This is a genomic window from Brevundimonas sp. Root1279, assembly GCF_001425945.1.
GTDB lineage: Bacteria > Pseudomonadota > Alphaproteobacteria > Caulobacterales > Caulobacteraceae > Brevundimonas.
In genome coordinates, this window is record NZ_LMEB01000010.1 from 265,981 (window position 1) to 282,341 (window position 16,361).

18 protein-coding genes, 1 other RNA gene and 1 pseudogene are annotated in these 16,361 nt (G+C 69.7%); 8 read left to right on the forward strand and 12 right to left on the reverse strand.

The window, feature by feature from the left end; translation table 11 throughout:
- The first annotated feature begins 15 nt into the window (after positions 1–15).
- The 3 genes from purL to ASC65_RS16480 all read left to right on the forward strand — a co-directional run bounded on the left by purL (position 16) and on the right by ASC65_RS16480 (position 4,203).
- Positions 16–2,226 carry a phosphoribosylformylglycinamidine synthase subunit PurL gene (gene purL, locus ASC65_RS16470; RefSeq protein WP_056455693.1) on the forward strand — a complete coding sequence of 737 codons (2,211 nt, stop codon included), beginning with the start codon at positions 16–18 and terminating at the stop codon, positions 2,224–2,226.
- Positions 2,199–2,579, forward strand: coding sequence for a DUF305 domain-containing protein (locus ASC65_RS16475; RefSeq protein ID WP_156459723.1), 381 nt, complete (start codon positions 2,199–2,201; stop codon positions 2,577–2,579). The genes purL and ASC65_RS16475 overlap by 28 nt, the downstream gene beginning before the upstream one ends.
- An 88-nt stretch (positions 2,580–2,667) precedes the next feature.
- Positions 2,668–4,203 carry an alkaline phosphatase D family protein gene (locus ASC65_RS16480; protein ID WP_442854131.1) on the forward strand — a complete coding sequence of 512 codons (1,536 nt, stop codon included), beginning with the start codon at positions 2,668–2,670 and terminating at the stop codon, positions 4,201–4,203.
- A gap of 99 nt (positions 4,204–4,302) precedes the next feature.
- Here ASC65_RS16480 and ASC65_RS16485 read toward each other — a convergent pair whose 3' ends face one another.
- The 6 genes from ASC65_RS16485 to ssrS all read right to left on the reverse strand — a co-directional run bounded on the left by ASC65_RS16485 (position 4,303) and on the right by ssrS (position 7,778).
- Positions 4,303–5,169, reverse strand: a complete 867-nt coding sequence (locus ASC65_RS16485) for a DUF5694 domain-containing protein (RefSeq protein WP_056455701.1) — start codon at positions 5,167–5,169, stop codon at positions 4,303–4,305.
- An 86-nt stretch (positions 5,170–5,255) separates the two neighbouring features.
- Entirely contained in the window at positions 5,256–5,633 is a 378-nt protein-coding gene (locus tag ASC65_RS16490; protein WP_082526115.1) for a BlaI/MecI/CopY family transcriptional regulator, read from the reverse strand.
- Positions 5,582–6,037: a MotA/TolQ/ExbB proton channel family protein gene (locus tag ASC65_RS16495; protein WP_056455705.1), complete on the reverse strand. Its 456-nt coding sequence runs from the start codon at positions 6,035–6,037 to the stop codon at positions 5,582–5,584. The genes ASC65_RS16490 and ASC65_RS16495 overlap by 52 nt, the downstream gene beginning before the upstream one ends.
- Positions 6,038–6,094: 57 nt before the next feature.
- Positions 6,095–6,919 (reverse strand): TIGR00282 family metallophosphoesterase, encoded by an 825-nt coding sequence (locus tag ASC65_RS16500; protein WP_056455706.1) that lies wholly within the window; start codon positions 6,917–6,919, stop codon positions 6,095–6,097.
- Between the two features lie 10 nt (positions 6,920–6,929).
- On the reverse strand, positions 6,930–7,493 hold the full coding sequence (locus tag ASC65_RS16505; protein ID WP_235561528.1) for a 5-formyltetrahydrofolate cyclo-ligase: 564 nt from the start codon (positions 7,491–7,493) through the stop codon (positions 6,930–6,932).
- Positions 7,494–7,615: 122 nt separating this feature from the next.
- Positions 7,616–7,778, reverse strand: a non-coding RNA gene (gene ssrS, locus ASC65_RS17860) — 6S RNA.
- Positions 7,779–7,854: 76 nt separating this feature from the next.
- On the opposite strand from ssrS, the gene ASC65_RS16510 reads away from it, so the two are divergent.
- The gene (locus ASC65_RS16510) at positions 7,855–8,235 is read left to right on the forward strand and encodes a PH domain-containing protein (RefSeq protein ID WP_056455708.1); all 381 of its coding nucleotides are present in this window, start codon (positions 7,855–7,857) and stop codon (positions 8,233–8,235) included.
- Positions 8,236–8,271: 36 nt separating this feature from the next.
- Here ASC65_RS16510 and ASC65_RS17790 read toward each other — a convergent pair.
- From ASC65_RS17790 to ASC65_RS16535, 5 genes and pseudogenes are all read right to left on the reverse strand, one after another.
- A pseudogene (locus tag ASC65_RS17790) lies at positions 8,272–9,687 on the reverse strand (TIGR01777 family oxidoreductase); the annotation flags it as partial.
- Position 9,688: 1 nt separating this feature from the next.
- Complete coding sequence (locus tag ASC65_RS16520) at positions 9,689–10,345, reverse strand: DUF4166 domain-containing protein (protein ID WP_056455713.1); 657 nt, start codon at positions 10,343–10,345, stop codon at positions 9,689–9,691.
- Between the two features lie 18 nt (positions 10,346–10,363).
- Positions 10,364–10,906: a GbsR/MarR family transcriptional regulator gene (locus ASC65_RS16525; protein ID WP_056455715.1), complete on the reverse strand. Its 543-nt coding sequence runs from the start codon at positions 10,904–10,906 to the stop codon at positions 10,364–10,366.
- A gap of 87 nt (positions 10,907–10,993) precedes the next feature.
- Complete coding sequence (locus ASC65_RS16530) at positions 10,994–11,308, reverse strand: cell division protein ZapA (protein WP_056455717.1); 315 nt, start codon at positions 11,306–11,308, stop codon at positions 10,994–10,996.
- Positions 11,308–11,565 (reverse strand): hypothetical protein, encoded by a 258-nt coding sequence (locus tag ASC65_RS16535; protein ID WP_056455719.1) that lies wholly within the window; start codon positions 11,563–11,565, stop codon positions 11,308–11,310. Before ASC65_RS16535 ends, ASC65_RS16530 begins: the two co-directional genes overlap by 1 nt.
- Before the next feature lie 142 nt (positions 11,566–11,707).
- Between ASC65_RS16535 and tkt the strand changes: the two genes are divergently transcribed.
- Genes tkt through purT form a run of 4 tightly spaced genes read left to right on the forward strand, consistent with a single transcriptional unit; the run spans position 11,708 to position 16,086 of the window.
- Positions 11,708–13,657 (forward strand): transketolase, encoded by a 1,950-nt coding sequence (gene tkt, locus ASC65_RS16540; RefSeq protein ID WP_056455722.1) that lies wholly within the window; start codon positions 11,708–11,710, stop codon positions 13,655–13,657.
- 5 nt (positions 13,658–13,662) lie between these two features.
- Positions 13,663–14,499, forward strand: coding sequence for an alpha/beta hydrolase (locus ASC65_RS16545; protein WP_056455758.1), 837 nt, complete (start codon positions 13,663–13,665; stop codon positions 14,497–14,499).
- The gene (locus tag ASC65_RS16550) at positions 14,496–14,864 is read left to right on the forward strand and encodes a VOC family protein (protein WP_056455723.1); all 369 of its coding nucleotides are present in this window, start codon (positions 14,496–14,498) and stop codon (positions 14,862–14,864) included. The genes ASC65_RS16545 and ASC65_RS16550 overlap by 4 nt, the downstream gene beginning before the upstream one ends.
- A gap of 28 nt (positions 14,865–14,892) precedes the next feature.
- Positions 14,893–16,086 (forward strand): formate-dependent phosphoribosylglycinamide formyltransferase, encoded by a 1,194-nt coding sequence (gene purT / locus ASC65_RS16555; protein ID WP_056455725.1) that lies wholly within the window; start codon positions 14,893–14,895, stop codon positions 16,084–16,086.
- Here purT and ASC65_RS16560 read toward each other — a convergent pair.
- Entirely contained in the window at positions 16,083–16,337 is a 255-nt protein-coding gene (locus ASC65_RS16560; protein ID WP_056455727.1) for a hypothetical protein, read from the reverse strand. The genes purT and ASC65_RS16560 overlap by 4 nt on opposite strands.
- Between the last annotated feature and the right edge of the window lie 24 nt (positions 16,338–16,361).

Consider the following 16,361-nt stretch of genomic DNA (forward strand, 5'->3'; position numbering starts at 1 on the left):
CTAGAAGGCCCGGCCATGAGCGCTCCCGAAAAGACCATGGCCGAACTGGCCGCCGAATACGGCCTGGCCCCCAACGAATATCAGGTCGTCCTCGACCGGCTGGGCCGAGAGCCCAACAACGTCGAGCTCGGCGTCTTCTCGGTGATGTGGTCCGAGCACTGCTCGTACAAGTCGTCGAAGATCCACCTCGGCAAGTTCCCGACCAAGGGACCGCGGGTGATCTGCGGGCCGGGTGAGAACGCCGGCGTGATCGACATCGACGACGGCGACGCCTGCATCTTCAAGATGGAGAGCCACAACCACCCGTCCTACATCGAGCCCTACCAGGGCGCGGCGACGGGCGTGGGCGGCATCATGCGCGACGTCTTCACCATGGGCGCGCGCCCGGTGGCCCTGCTGAACGCCCTGCGCTTCGGCGATCCGTCCCACGAGAAGTCCAAGCGCCTGGTCAAGGGCGTGGTCTCAGGCATCGGCGGCTACGGCAACTGCGTCGGCGTCCCGACCGTGGCCGGCGAGACCAATTTCCACGCCGGCTACAACGGCAACATCCTGGTCAACGCCATGTGCGTCGGGATCGCCAAGGCCGACAGCATCTTCTACTCGGCCGCGCCGGGCGGCGGCATGTCCGTCGTCTATTTCGGCTCCAAGACCGGCCGCGACGGCATCCACGGCGCGACCATGGCCTCCGCCGAGTTCGACGAGGATTCGGACGAGAAGCGCCCGACCGTCCAGGTCGGCGACCCCTTCGCCGAGAAGCTGCTCATCGAGGCGACCCTGGAGCTGATGGCCTCGGGCGCGGTCGCCGCCATCCAGGACATGGGCGCCGCAGGCCTGACCTCCTCCTCGGTCGAGATGGCCGGCAAGGGCGGCGTCGGCATCGAGCTGAACATGGACGCCGTGCCCCAGCGCGAAGAGGGCATGACCGCCTATGAGATGATGCTGTCGGAGAGCCAGGAGCGGATGCTGGCTGTGCTCAAGCCCGGCCGCGAGGAAGACGGCTACCGCATCTTCGAGAAGTGGGGCCTGGACGCCGCCGTCATCGGCAAGACCACCGACACCGGCCACCTGGTGCTGAAGCACCATGGCGAGATCGTCTGCGACGTGCCGCTGGCCCCGCTGTTCGACGACGCTCCGATGTACGACCGCCCCTGGGTCCAGCCGACGCTGCATCCGCGCCTGGCTCCGGCCGAGGTCCCGGCTCCGGAGAGCTGGGTCGATGCGGTGCTCAAGGTGCTGACCTGCCCGGACATGGCCTCCAAGCGCTGGATCTGGGAGCAGTACGACCGCCACGTCATGGCCGACACCCTGCACGACTCCTCGACCGGCGCGGACGCCGGCGTGGTGCGGGTGCACGGGACGGACAAGGGCCTGGCGGTGACCTCGGACTGCACCCCGCGCTACGTCCAGAACGACCCCTACGAGGGCGGCAAGCAGTGCGTGGCCGAGGCGTGGCGCAACCTCACGGCGGTGGGCTCGACCCCGATCGCCATCACCGACAACCTCAATTTCGGCAATCCGCAGCGCCCCGAGATCATGGGGCAGATCGTGCGCGCCATCGACGGCATGGCCGAGGCCTGCCGCGTGCTCGACTTCCCGGTCGTGAGCGGCAACGTCAGCCTCTACAACGAGACCAACGGCGCGGCCATTCCGCCGACCCCGACCGTCGGCGGCGTCGGCCTGCTGACCAACTATGACGTGGTCACCGGCTTCGGCGGCATGCACGAGGGCGACGTCCTGGTGCTGATCGGCGAGACCGTCGGCGAACTGGGCGCCTCCATCTATCTGCGCGAAGTGCTCGGCCGCGAGGACGGCGCCCCGCCGCCGGTCGACCTGGCGCTGGAGCGCAAGACCGGCGACTTCGTACGCGAGCTGATCCACGACGGCGTCCTGACCGTGGTGCACGACCTGTCGGACGGCGGCCTGATCGGCGCGGCGGCCGACCTGGCCCTGGCCTCGGACGTCGGCGTCGAGCTCGACGCGGACAGCAAGACCCACGCCCACATCCTGCTCTTCGGCGAAGACCAGGCTCGTTATCTGGTGGCGGTTCAGGACCCGACGGACGTCATCGCCAAAGCCCAGGCCGCCGGCCTGCACGCCTCGGTCGTGGGCCGGGCCAAGGGCCGGGACTTCGCCTCGACCGGCCCGAACGGAGACCTGTTCCGCCTGCCGGTCGACCACCTGCGCGAGATGCACGAGGCGTGGCTGCCGAACTGGATCGAGGGCTGATGCGCCGCGCGGCGCTGGCCCTCGGCCTGCTGGCCGCGCTGGCCGCCTGCGACGGTGAGGACCCGGTCGACGCCGCCCTGCGCGACGCGGCCGCAGCCAGGCAGGCGGAGGCGCTGAAGGTCACCGGCGAGTCCGAAGCCCCGAAGCCGGACCGGCCCGCGCTCTCGGCCGACCAGGTCTGGGTTGAGGCGACGATCCGCGACCATCGCAAGGCCATCGCGGAAGCTGAAGAAATGTTGGCCAAAACCGACAACGCCGCCGTGCGCGACACGGCCGAAGAGGTCATCGCCACGCGCAAGCGCGAGATCGCCCAGCTGGAGGCCTTGCGGCCCGGAGCGGGTCCCGCCGAGTGACGAACGTCACATTTCCGGGCTAGGTGGGCGGGCGTCGTCCAAGGGGCTCCTCATGAACCTGCCTGATTCCGTCTCCCGCCGGGGGTTGATGCTCGCGCTCGGCGCGGGCGGGGTGGCGCTGGGGTCGGGGCGACAGGCCCTGGCCGATCCGGTGTTCGCCGAGTACCCCTTCTCGCTGGGCATCGCCGCGGGCGATCCGGCCGCGGACGGCTTCGTCATCTGGACCCGGCTGGCTCCGCGCCCGCTGGAACTCGGCTACGGCATGCCCGCCGCTCCGGTACCGGTGAAGTGGGAGGTCGCCTCCGACCGCGGCTTCTCGACCGTGGTGCAAAAGGGCGAGGCCGTGGCCCGCCCCGAGCTGGGCCATGCAGTTCACGTCGAGATCACCGGCCTGGAGCCCGGCCGGGACTATTTCTACCGCTTCATCGCCGGCGCCGAGCGCACCCCGTACGGCCGGGCCAAGACGGCTCCGGCGGCAGGCGCTTCGCTGGCCAAGGCGCGCTTCGGCGTGCTCGGCTGCATGGCCTATGAGCAGGGTCTCTACACCGCCCATCGGAAGGCGTCGGAGGACGATCTCGATTTCATCTACTGCTACGGGGACTACATCTACGAAGGCCGCGGCAGCCGGACCTATACGGGCTCGGGGGGGACGATCGAGAACCCGCGGATCCATCTGGGCGGCGAGTGCTACAGCCTGGACGACTACCGGCGGCGCTACGCCCAGTACAAGCTGGATACGGACCTGCAGTCGAGCCATGCGGCGGCGGCCTGGTACGTCACCTGGGACGACCACGAGATTCAGAACAACTGGGTGTCCGACCAGGACCCGGACGGCGTGCCGCCGCATATCTTCAACCTGCGCCGGCAGGCGGCGGCCCAGGCCTTCTACGAGCACATGCCGCTGCGCCGCTCGGCCTTCCCGCGCGGGGCCGAGATGCAGCTCTACCGGCAGGCCAGCTGGGGCGACCTGCTGAACCTGAATTTCCTCGATACGCGCCAGTACCGCAGCAACCAGCCGTGCGACGACCGCTGGGCGACGACCTGCGAGGGCGTGCGCGACCCGGCGTCCCAGGTGCTGGGCGAGGCGCAGGAGCAGTGGCTGTATCGGAGCCTGGAACAGGGCGGCGCGCGCTGGAACGTGCTGGCGCAGCAGATCATGGTCATGGACCTGGACCGCAAGGAGGGGCCCGAGCCGGGCTTCAACCTCGACACCTGGGCCGGCTATGCGATCCCGCGCCAACGCCTGCTGGACCGGATCCGCGAGCGGCGCATCAGGAACGCCATCGTGCTGACCGGCGACGAACACCAGAACTATGCGGGCGAACTATTCCGCGACAGCCGCAACCCCGAGGGCGCGCCGCTGGCTTCGGAGTTCGTGGTCACCTCGATCAGCTCGTCGGGCGACGGCCAGGACCAGCGCCCGGACGGCCGGCGCTATCTGGCCGACAATCCGTTCCTGAAGTTCAACAACGCCCAGCGCGGCTACGCCGTCTGCGACGTGACGCCGGAGCGCTGGGTCACCGAGTTCAAGGTGCTGGACAAGGTTTCGGAACGCGGCGGGACCCTGACGACGCGGGCCAGGTTCGCAGTGGCGAACGGCGATCCGCGGGTGGTTTCGGCCTGACGAGATCATTCGCGGCGCTCAACGCGAAATACGCTGCCGCCGGGCCGCAGCCGTCGGAGCTTTGTCGACCGCTCACGCAAGCGCGACAGGCGCGACACGTCAGGCCCGCGGCAGGTAATCGACCGCTTCGACCAGTTCGAAACCCGGCGTGGTCTGCACGAAATGCCGCAGCCATGCTGCATGGCCGGCGCCGTAGATGACGACGACGCGGTCGCCGGGCTTCGCCACCTCCATCAGGCGGGCGAAGATGATGGCGTTGCGCGTGTACCAGCGGCCGTTCAGCTCGGCCCCGCGCTGCTCGTCGCCTGAGCCGAAGCCGAGCATGCCGTAGTAGTGGCGCTGTCCGCCGGCGACCATGGGATTGGCGGGGTCGTTGATCTGGGCCAGCAACTGACCGACGGACCGCTCGGACTGCAGCCGCTCGAGCTCGGCGAGATGGTCCTTCACGGTCGTGCTGAGAGCGTCGAACTCGGCCTGACGGTCGTGGGTCTGGATCCAGCCCATCATCTCGCCGAAGGGGAAGTAGCTCGGCTGGCCGGGGCGATCCGTCTCGTCGATGGCGTAGACCTGCTCGAGCCCGACGCGCCGCGCCAGCCGGTAGCCGATCTGCACCCGCTCGTCGGGATTGACGGCCAGGTCGGCGGGGGTGAACGCCGGATAGCCCGGGTCGACCAGGGCGCCCAGATCCGGCGCGACCCGCTCGATGGCGACCATGGTCGGCCGGAAGCGGGCCAGGCTCTCGGAGACCTCGGCTAGCTGGGCCTGTTTCTCTGGCGTGGTGACGGGGTCGATGCGGGCGTTGTGCACGTCCCGGCCCGGATTGTTCATGTGGTAGCTGGCCAGGATCATGACCCGGATCGGCTCGGGTCCAGCCGTCTCCTGAGCAAGCGCCGGGCGGACGGCGAACATCGCCGCGAGAAGCAGGACGCAGAGGGCCAGGGTGGCCTTGGCGAGGACACGAAACATGGAAGGGTCTCCGGCGAGGGTTCTGCTCGCTAGAGGCCGGCGGCGCGCCGTTCGGATGACGCCGAGCGCGTTAAATTTCGGTCAGGTCAGTCGACGATCGAAGGCCGCGCGAGGAAGGCCGCCAGAGCCGCCGGGTCGCGGTCGAAAAGCCGATCGACCAGGGCGCCGACTTCGCCGGCCACATAGGCGTCGCGCGACAGCTCAGCATGGTAGCGCTGGCGGCCGTCCTCCTTGACCGACTTCACCGCCCCCTTCTGCATGAGCCGATGCAGAAGGGTCTTGATGGTGGCGTCGCCCCAGGGATGCGCCGCCTTCACCTCTTCGATGAGTGAGACGAAGGACAACGGTCCGCGTCGCCACAGCGCGGCCAGGACCACGCTTTCGGCCTCGGTGACGGCGATGCGGGACGGCGTCAGGATTGCAGCACCGTGCGGTCGATGCGGGACTCGATGATCCAGTGGCAGATCACCCCGACGACGCCGGCGAAGAGGCCGAGGAAGAACAGCAACGCAGCCTCGGCGAAACCGGGCGCAAGGACCGGCATCGGCACCGGCTCGCCCACGTTGGCGATGCCGACGAAGCCCATGAGCAGGACGAAGCTGGCGCCCAGGAGGCCCAGCAAGGGCCCGCCCATTCGAAGCGCGGACACAAAGGCGGAGCCGCCCGTCAGCCGTCGGCCGGCCGCCAGCTTCAGGCCGGTGACGATCACAGCGGCGAGCGCGGCGGCGACGAGCAGGATCATCAGGCTCTTCATCGTCGGCGCCGCATCGCCGAAGACGCCGGACAGGGTCAGCCTGGGGCCGGCCATCGCCAGGCCGGGGACGAAGGCGAGCGCCGAGCCGACGCCGAGAATGTGAGACGCACGCATGTGAAACCTCCCGACTACGTTTGTAGTCAAGTTAGTTTACATGCGTAAACTTTGCCGTCAAGTGACGCTTGGAATCGCCTGGCTCAGACGCCCGCCGACCCGGATCGGCTCGACCCTCGTGGCCAGGCCGGTCTTGTCGTCGGTCTCGACATAGACGCCGCAGATGGTCGCCGGGCCATGGGCCGGGGTGTAGCGGCCGCCCGACAAGCGAGTGGTGAAGCGCCGCAGGGGCTCTTCCTTCTCGTTGCCGATGACCGAGTCATAGTCGCAGCAGCCGCCGGCGTCGGTCTGATAGGCGGTGCCGCCCGGCAGGATCTGGCAATCGGCGGTCGGGACGTGGGTGTGGGTCCCGACGACCAGCGAGGCGCGGCCGTCGCAGAAATGGCCCATGGCCATCTTCTCGGAAGTGGCCTCACAGTGCATGTCGACGATGATGGCGTCGGCGGCCATGCCCATCGGGCAGGCGGCGAGCTCTTTCTCGACGGCGCTGAAGGGGCAGTCCATCGGGTCCATGTGCACGCGGCCCAGCACGTTCATGACCAGGACGGTCTTGCCGCTGTGGGTCTCGAACAGATTGGCCCCGGCGCCCGGCGCGTCCATCAGGCGCGGATAGTTGGCGGGCCGGATCAGGCGCGGCTCGCGCACGATGTAGGTCAGGGCCTCGCGCTGGTCCCAGCTGTGATTGCCCAGGGTCAGGCAGTCGGCGCCGGCCATGAACAGCTCGTTGGCCGTGTTCTCGGTGATGCCGAAGCCGCCGGCGGCGTTCTCGGCGTTGACCACTACGAAATCGAGCTTCAGGTCGCGCTTGAGCCCGGGCAGGTGGTCGCTCAGGCCGTCACGGCCGGACTTGCCCACTACGTCGCCGAAAAACGCCAGTCTCATACGGTCTGCCTCATGGGAGCGCTCTATAGCCCTTCTCGGTCAGAACGCCATGCAAAGGCATGTCGTGCGGTTCGGCATGGACCCGCGGGACCTCCTGGCCGGCGTAGGCGCAGCCGACGCGGGTCGTCGCGGGCCGGGCGGCGAAGGTGCGGTCGTAGTAGCCGCCCCCCTGCCCCAGGCGCAGGCCCGAGGCGTCGAAGGCCAGAAGGGGCGTGAGGATCAGGTCTGGCTCGACCTCTTCGGCCAGCGACAGGGGCGCGGGCACGCCGGCCAAATCCAGCTCGAGGGGCTCGCCCGGCGACCAGCGGCGGAAAACCATGGGCGAGGCCAGCTCGACCACCACCGGCAGGCACAGGGTGCGACCCTGGGCGGCAAGAGCCAGCGACAGGGCGTCGAGATCGAGCTCCGATCCGATGGCGCGGTAGACGGCGACGAGGGCCCCCGCCGGCAGCTGGTCGGCATGCTCGGCGACCCGTGCGGCCGCCTCGGGATCGAGCCCGGCGAGACGCTTGCGCGTGGCGCGCATGGCGGCGCGGAGCTCGTGCTTGTCGGTCATGACGGAGAGGTAGCGCATTGGGCGGGCTGAAGTCGCCCCCTCCACCGCTTCGCAGTCCCCCTCCCCAGAGGGGGAGGAATGCGCTCAAGCAGCGAGCGACCGCGTCGCGAGCGATAGCGCCCCAAAAAGAAGGAAAGGGTGGCGGCGCCGCAAGAACCGTGAGGGACGGTTTTAATCCTCTCGGACCTGGGTAGCCAGGTGGGCTCCGTGTGCCCGGGCCCTCGAGCCCAAACAGGGACAGATCCCTTCGAGTGAATTAAGGTCGCGAGGATAAGTTGCCCTCGACGTGAGCCGCAGCAGGACCCGCCGTCGGACAAGATAGGCGCGACGCCTTCGCCCCACAAGCGTTAGGGTCGACAGATCACCGTCGGAGCACCCCATGAGTCTGCTGAACGCCCTGATGGGCAACGCCAACGTCGTCGACGCCGCCACCGTCCAGTCCGAGTTCGCCAGCGCCTTCATCGAGGGCGAGAAGGTCGAGCACGCCTACAAGCTGGTGCGCGACGTGATCATCTTCACCAACCTGCGCCTGCTGCTCGTCGACAAGCAGGGCATGAGCGGCAAGAAGACCGAGCTGCACTCGATCCCCTACGCCAAGATCAGCCATTTCAGCGTCGAGACAGCCGGGTCACTGGACCTGGACTCGGAGCTGAAGGTCGCCCTGGCGGGCGGCGTAGTGTTCAGCAAGACCTTCGGGCGCGGCGTGGACATCAACGACGTCCAGCGCGTCCTGGCCAACTATGTGCTGAAGGCGGCCTGACGCCACGACCGGGCGCGCGCCGACGATAGCTCGGAGCGCGCCGTCCAGGCTCGGATGACGGTAGCGGAAGCCCGTCGCCAGGGCCTTGGCGGGCAGGATGCGCTGTCCGCCCAGCAACAGTTCGTCGGCGAAATCGCCCAGGGCCAGCTGCAGCGGCAGGGCCGGCGCGACCAACAACGCGGGGCGACCGAGCGCCTTGCCGAGCGTGTGGGCGAACACCCTGCTTGTGACCGCCTCAGGCGCAACGGCGTTGAGCGGCCCCGCGACGCGCCTCTCGGCCACGGCGTGCAGGATCATCCGCACGCAGTCGTCCAGCGCGATCCAAGACATCCACTGACGTCCCGCCCCCATCGGCCCGCCGAGTCCGAACTCGAACGGGGTGAGCAGCCGGCTGAGCATGCCGCCCTCGACGCCCAGCACCAGGCCGATGCGCACGGTGACCACGCGGACGCCGAGCGCTTCGACCGGGGCGGCGGCCTTTTCCCAGGCGTGGCACAGGCGATGGCTGAAGCAGGGCCGGGAGTCGCCGGTCTCGTCGAGCGGCGCGTCGTCGCGCAGGCCGTACCAGCCGATCGCCGAGCCGCTGACCAGCACCTCGGGAGGGGTCTCCAGTCGGGCGATCAAGCGGCGCACCTCGCGGGTGACCTTGAGGCGCGACAGGAGGATGCGACGGCGCTTGGCAAGGGTCCAGAAGCCGTCGCTGATCGGCTCTCCGGCCAGGTTGATGACGCCGTCGATACGGGCGTCGTGGGCGATCTGGCTGAGGTCGGTGACGATGCGGACGGGCGCCGGCAGGCCCGCGGTCGCGGGACTGCGCACCAGGGCGGTGACCTCGTGCCCCGCGCCGGCGAGGGCGGCGACCAGGCGGCGGCCGATGAAGCCGGTGGCGCCGGTGATCAGGATGTGGCGGCGGCCGGGCAGTTCGCGGCCCATGGCCGCGGCCGGGGGTTGGACCAGCCGTTCCGACCGACCCGAGGCGGCGAGGTCGCGAAGGCCGAACAGGCAGACGCCGACCGCGGCGACGCTGGCCATCAGGCTCCACAGGCCGTGGCTGACTGTCGCCAACCCGGTCGGCTGTCCCGCCCACTCGATCAGGCGGGGGGCCAGCAGGGCCAGGATGGCGCCGTAGTTCAGCGCCAGCAGGGTGTGGGTGACCCGCTCGCTCGCGGGCAGGCGGCGGGTGCGGTCCTCCTCTACGAAGTCGGTCAGGGTGATGATCACCTCGACGACGAGCAGGCCCCCGATGGCTATGGCCAGCAGCCCCTTGGGCTCGGCCCAGGCGATGAGCAGGAACAAGGCCGCATAAATGAGGTTGCGGACCCCGTGCAGCCTGAGCTCGGCCTTCTGCGACGGCCGCCAGGCCAGGCGCTCGGTCAGCTCGTGGTGGAACAGGGTGTCGAAGCCGCCCATGACGATCTGGAGGGCGAGGAGGGTCCAGAGCACGTCGGTCATGTCAGTCGTCCTGGAAAACCGCTTCCTGGCCGAGGAGCCGGCCGAGCAGCGGGTGGTCGAGCGCCAGGGTGAAGGCGAAGCGGCCCTCGCCCAGGTCGCGGTGAGTGATGGTGAGGCGCCCGGGCTCGGCCCAGTGCGGCAGGCGGATGCGCAGGCTCAGGACGGTCGCGAAATAGAAGGCGCTGCGGAACACCAGGGCGCCGTCCTCGGCCCCGACGGTCAGGGCCATGCCGACCCCGGCGCCGACGTGCTCCTCGAGGCCGGTCGGGCCGGCGAAGCGCTTGGCGGAATGGATGACCTGCGGGAAGCCGCCGGGCCGGACGTACAGCCGGCTCCACACCTGACCCTGGCCGACCCGGTCCTCGGTGACGGCGACCACGCCCGGCCCGGGCTCGAACACCAGCGGCAGGGGCGCGCCGATCATTCGGGTGATCTGGGCCAGCAGCCGGCCCCAGACATTGGCGGTCACGGCGGTGACGGCCCCGCGGTAGACCACGGCCGCCCCGCCCGCCATCCGCTTGGAGAAGCGCCGGCGCACCGCGGCGGGCAGGCTGGCCCAGTCGGCGGCGGGGAGCAGGGCCCGGAAGCGAAGGTCGGCGAGATCGCCCTCCGGCCGGACGATCCCGTCGTCCTCGATGATCGCGACCGCAGCCCCCATGGTCCCCTCCCCCTCGCTCTACTTGCCGCCGGGGATGAGCGCCGCGATGCGGGCGCCCAGCTTCAGCAACGCCATCAGCTTGGGCCGGGCCACCGTGGTGATCTGCCCGTACCAGCGGTCGATGGTCTCGGTGAATTCCAGCATGTCCTTGAGCCGCTTGAGGGCCACGGGGGACACCTTCGGATCGGTCTCGGCCTCGGCGACGCAGGCGCGCAGGGTCTCGACCGCGGGGTCGATCTCCTTGGCCTTGCGCCCGGCGGCGATGCGCGAGGCGACCTCCCAGACGTCGGTCTCGGCCTCAAAATGATCGCGGCGATCGCCCTTGATCGGGACGCGTCGGATCAGGTTCCAGTTCTGCAACTCCTTGAGGGAGTTGGAGACGTTGGAGCGGGCCATCTCCAGGGCGTTGGCGATGTCCTCCGCGGTCATCGGCGCGTCGGCCGTCATCAGCAGGGCGTGGATCTGGGCGACGCTGCGGTTGACGCCCCAGTAAGCGCCCATGTCGCCCCAGTGGAGGACGAAGCGCTCGATGGATCCGGGAAGTTTCGTAATTTCTGTCATGACAGAAATATCAGACACAACGAGACGCGAGTCAAGCGGCGGTGAAGCTTGCGCAACAGGCCTGGGGTTGGGGCGATCGCCCGAGGCTCAGAGGCCCTGGGCGATCTTCTCGAGGCGCGCAGCCACGGCGTTGAGCGCCTCGGCGACGCCGTCGTTGGCGGCGCTCGCAGCCGGCGCGGGCTCGGCGGCGGGATTGGCCAGCCGGGCCTCGTGCAGTTCATCGGCCAGCAGCAGACCGGCCATCAGGAAGAGGCGGATGTCGCCGACGTGACCGACCTCGCCCGCGACCTGGCGGACGTGGCCGTCGAACTGTTTGGCCAGGATGCGGACCCGCTCCTCCTGCCCGTCGGCGCAACCCACGGCGTAGGGGCGGCCGTTGATCTCGACGGTGACCGTGGCCATCAGCGCCCCTCCTGCTCGGCCAGGGTCTGGCGGATGGCGTCGGCGGCGCGGGTCAGGGCGTCGGCGGCGTCGCGGCCGGCGGACTCGAGCTCGTGGATGCGGGCGCGGTCGGACTCGCTGGAGGGTCGCGGCGCGAACAGGTCGTCCTCGGACACACGCCCGGCGCCCGCGGCCTTGCTCTTCAAGTCGAGCAGGCGGCGTTCGAGCAGGGCGAGGGCGCGATCGACGCGATCCTTGGCGGCCGTTGCAGCATCCATACGGTCAGAACCTCCAGAATCCGTATAGAACCCGCGCGCGCGTCGGGGTAAAGCGGCGCGCCTCCCTTTTTCCGCCTCCCCACATAAAGGTCTCCCCGTGACCGACGCCAGCACCGTATCCGAAAAAGCCTCTCCGAAGCAGATGGCCGACGCGATCCGCGTCCTGGCCATGGACGGCGTCGAGAAGGCCAAGAGCGGCCACCCCGGCATGCCGATGGGCATGGCCGACGTGGCGACGGTGCTGTTCTCCAAATTCCTGAAGTTCGACGCGAGCCGCCCCGACTGGGCCGACCGCGACCGCTTCATCCTGTCGGCCGGCCACGGCTCGATGCTGATCTACGCCCTGCTGCACCTGACCGGCTACAAGGCGGCGACCAAGGAAGAGCTGTCGAACTTCCGCCAGTGGGGCTCCAAGACCGCCGGCCATCCCGAGTACGGCCACATGCCGGGCGTCGAGGTCACCACCGGCCCGCTGGGCCAGGGCCTGGCCACCTCGGTCGGCTTCGCCATGGCTGAGCGCCACCTGGCCGCCAAATACGGCGCCGACCTGGTCGACCACCGCACCTGGGTCGTCGCCGGCGACGGCTGCCTGATGGAAGGCGTCTCGCAGGAGGCCATCACCCTGGCCGGCCGCTATCAGCTGAACAAGCTGACCGTGCTGTGGGACGACAATGAGATCACCATCGACGGCAAGGTGTCGCTGTCGGACGCCACCGACCAGAAGGCGCGCTTCAAGGCCGCCGGCTGGGCCGTGAAGGCCGTCGACGGCCACGACATGAAGGCCGTCAAGTCGGCGCTGCAGTGGGCGACCCGCCAGGACAAGCCGACGCTGATCGCCTGCAAGACCAAGATCGGCAAGGGCGCCGCCACCATGGAAGGCAGCCACAAGACCCACGGCGCGGCGCTGGGCGCGGCCGAGATCGCCGCCACCCGCCTGGGCCTGGCCTGGGAGCACGAGCCCTTCGAACTGCCGCAGAACGTCGACAAGGCCTGGAAGAAGGTCGGTCGCCGCGGCGCCGCGGTGCGCAAGGCCTGGGAAGCCCGCCTGGCCGCCTCGCCGCAGGCCGCGGACTTCACCCGCGCCATGAACGGCGACCTGCCCGAGGGCGCCTTCGCCAAGCTCGACGCCAAGATCGCCGAACTGGTCGAGACCAAGCCGGCCCAGGCCACCCGCCAGTCGTCGGGCGCCGCCCTGGACGAGCTGTTCGGCGCCATCCCGGAACTGATCGGCGGCTCGGCCGACCTGACCGGCTCGAACAACACCTTCGTCAAGAACACCCCGATCTTCGACGCCCCGACCTATGAGGGCCGGTACATCAACTACGGCATCCGCGAGTTCGGCATGGCCGCCACGATGAACGGCCTGGCGCTGCACGGCGGGGTCATCCCCTACGGCGGCACGTTCATGGTGTTCGCCGACTACAGCCGCCCGGCCATCCGCCTCGGCGCCCTGATGGGGGTGCGCGCCATCCACGTGCTGACGCACGACTCCATCGGCCTGGGCGAGGACGGCCCGACCCACCAGCCGGTCGAGCACCTGGCCGCCCTGCGCGCCATCCCGAACCTGCTGGTCTTCCGCCCGGCCGACACGGTCGAGGCCATGGAGTGCTGGAAGCTGGCGCTGCAGCACAAGACCACGCCGTCGGCCCTGGCCCTGTCGCGGCAGAAGACCGCCGCCGTGCGCGTCACGGCCGCGACGGAGAACCTGTCGGCCAAGGGCGCCTATGAACTGCGCGCCGCCAACGGCGAAGCCAAGGTCACCCTGTTCGCCACCGGCACCGAAGTGCCCCTGGCGCTGGCCGCGGCGGATCAGCTGGAAGCCGACGGCGCCCCGACCCGGGTGGTCTCGGTCCCCTGCTTCGAGCTGTTCGAGCAGCAGGACGCCAAATACCAGGCCTCGGTGATCGGCCGCGGCACCGTCCGCGTCGCCGTCGAGGCCGCCCTCAAGCAGGGCTGGGAGCGCTTCATCGGCGAGGACGGCGCCTTCGTCGGCATGACCGGCTTCGGCGCCTCGGCCCCGGCCGAAGTCCTGTACGAGAAGTTCGGGATCACCACCGAGGCGGTGGTCGCGGCGGTCAAGGCGCGGCTTTGATCGGCGTGCGCCGACTGGCGGTCGCGGCGGGCGTGGCCCTGACGCTGGCGGGGGCTTCCCCCGCCCTCGCCCAGTCGGCGCCCGCAGAGACGCCGATCGTCATCGGCCAGTCCTACGCCCTGCCCTCGGCCCTCTACGGCGGGACGCGCGAGATCAACGTCTGGCTGCCGCCCGGCTACGCCGACAGCGGCAAGACCTATCCGGTGCTCTATGTGCTGGATGGGGGTCAGGATCAGGACTTCCACCACATCTCGGGCATCGCCCAGCTGGGCACGGTGGTCGGCACGACGCGGGACGTCATCGTCGTTGGCGTGGCTTCGAAGGACCGCCGCAACGAACTGGCCCTGCCCACCGAAGACCCGGAACTGATCGCCCGGTATCCCTCGCAGGGGCAGTCGGCCCGCTTCCGCGACTTCCTCTGGAAGGAGGTCGAGCCCTTCGTCGAGGGCCGCTTCCGCACCAGCGGCGAGACGGCGCTGATGGGCGAATCCCTGGCCGGCCTGTTCGTGGTCGAGACCTTCCTGAAAGAGCCGCAGATGTTCGACGCCTATGTCGCGGTCAGCCCCAGCCTGTGGTGGGACGGCGGGCGGCTGGCGCGGCAGGCGGGGGCGCACCTGCGCGACCATTCGAATGATCCGCGCACTGTGATCCTGACGATGGGCGAAGAAGGACCCGAAGCGGCGGCGCTGATGGATACGCTGACGTCGAACCTGCGCGACCACGCCCTGCCTGGCGTGACCTGGAGCTACGAGCCGCGTCCGCTCGAACGCCATTCGACGATCTATCACGGGGCGGCGCTCGACGCCTTCCGCTCCCTGTACGCGACGCCGCTCGAACCATGAGCCGGATCGCCGCCCTCAGCCTGCTGGTCCGCGATTATGACGAGGCGATCGCCTTCTACGTCGGGAAGCTCGGGTTCGCCCTCAGCGAGGACACCGACATGGGCGGCGGCAAGCGCTGGGTGCGGGTGACGCCGAAGGGCGGCGACGCCTCCCTGCTGCTGGCCAAGGCCACGACGCCCGAGCAGATCGCGCAGGTCGGCGATCAGGCGGGCGGCCGCGTCTGGCTGTTCCTCGAGACGGACGATTTCGCGCGCGACCACACAGCCTGGACCGCGGCGGGCGTGACCTTCCGCGAGGCGCCGCGCTACGAACCCTATGGCACGGTGGCGGTGTTCGAGGACCTGTACGGCAACGCCTGGACCTGATCGAACCCGCCCGCAACGGAGATTGACCATGAAACTGGGCACCCCGCTTTCCGACACCGCCGTCCGCGTCATGCTTCTCGGAGCGGGGGAGTTGGGCAAGGAGGTGGCCATCGAGCTGCAGCGGCTCGGCGCCGAGGTGATCGCGGTCGACCGCTATCCCAACGCCCCGGCCATGCAGGTGGCGCACCGCAGCCATGTGATCCCGATGACGGATCCGCAGGTGCTGAACGGCGTCATCATGGCCGAGGCCCCGCACATCATCGTGCCGGAAATCGAGGCCATCGCCACCGACGTCCTGGCCCAGATCGAGGCCGCGGGATTGGCGACGGTCATCCCCACGGCGCGCGCGAGCCAGCTGACCATGAACCGCGAGGGCATCCGGCGGCTGGCCGCGGAGGAGTTGGGCCTGCCGACGAGCCCCTACGCCTTCGCCACATCCGCCATGGAGTTGGCCGAGGCCGCGCACAGCATCGGCCTGCCGGTCTTCATCAAGCCGGTGATGTCGTCCTCGGGGAAGGGCCAGTCGATGATCGAGTCGCTCGAGGATGCGCCCAACGCCTGGGCGTACGCCCAGTCCGGCGGCCGGGTCGAGACGGCGACGGTGATCGTCGAGGGCCGCATCGACTTCGACTATGAGATCACCCTGCTGACCGTCCGGTCGCTACGCGACGGACAGGTGCGCACCGACTTCTGCGCCCCGATCGGCCATCGTCAGGTCAAGGGCGACTATGTCGAGAGTTGGCAGCCGCAAGCGATGAGCGCGGCGGCCCTGGCCTCGGCGCAGGACATCGCCGGCAAGGTCACGGGCGCGCTGGGCGGCCTGGGCGTGTTCGGGGTGGAGCTGTTCGTGAAGGGCGACCAGGTCTGGTTCTCGGAAGTCTCGCCCCGCCCGCACGACACCGGCCTGGTCACCCTGGCCACCCAGACGATGAGCGAATTCGCCCTGCACGCGCGGGCTATCCTTGGCCTGCCGGTGGACGTCAGCCAGCGCGACATCGGCGCCAGCGCGGTGATCTACGGGGGGATGGAGGCGACTGGGATCGCCTTCGAGGGCGTCGCCGAGGCGCTGTCGGTGCCGACGGCGGACCTTCGCCTGTTCGGCAAGCCGGAAGCCTTCGAGCGCCGCCGCATGGGCGTGGCCCTCGCCCGAGGCGCGACCACCGACGAGGCCCGCGAACGGGCCGTCCTGGCCGCCAGTCTGGTCAAGCCGACGGCGGCTTAGAACTCTTCCCAGCCGTCCTCGTTCGCGACGACCCGCGGCCTCAGGGCGGACGCACCGCCGCCGACGCTCCTCAGGGCCGTCACCGAGCTCTGGACCGGACGGGGGCCCTGACGCGAGCGGATCCGCACCGGCTCGGCGACGGCGCCGATCTGGAAGCGGCTGACCGAGGCGGACAGGCTTTCGGCCTCCTGCGACAGCGAGTGGCTGGCGGCGGTCGACTCTTCGACCATCGCCGCGTTCTGCTTGACCATCTTGCGGCGTCAGGTTACAGCCTT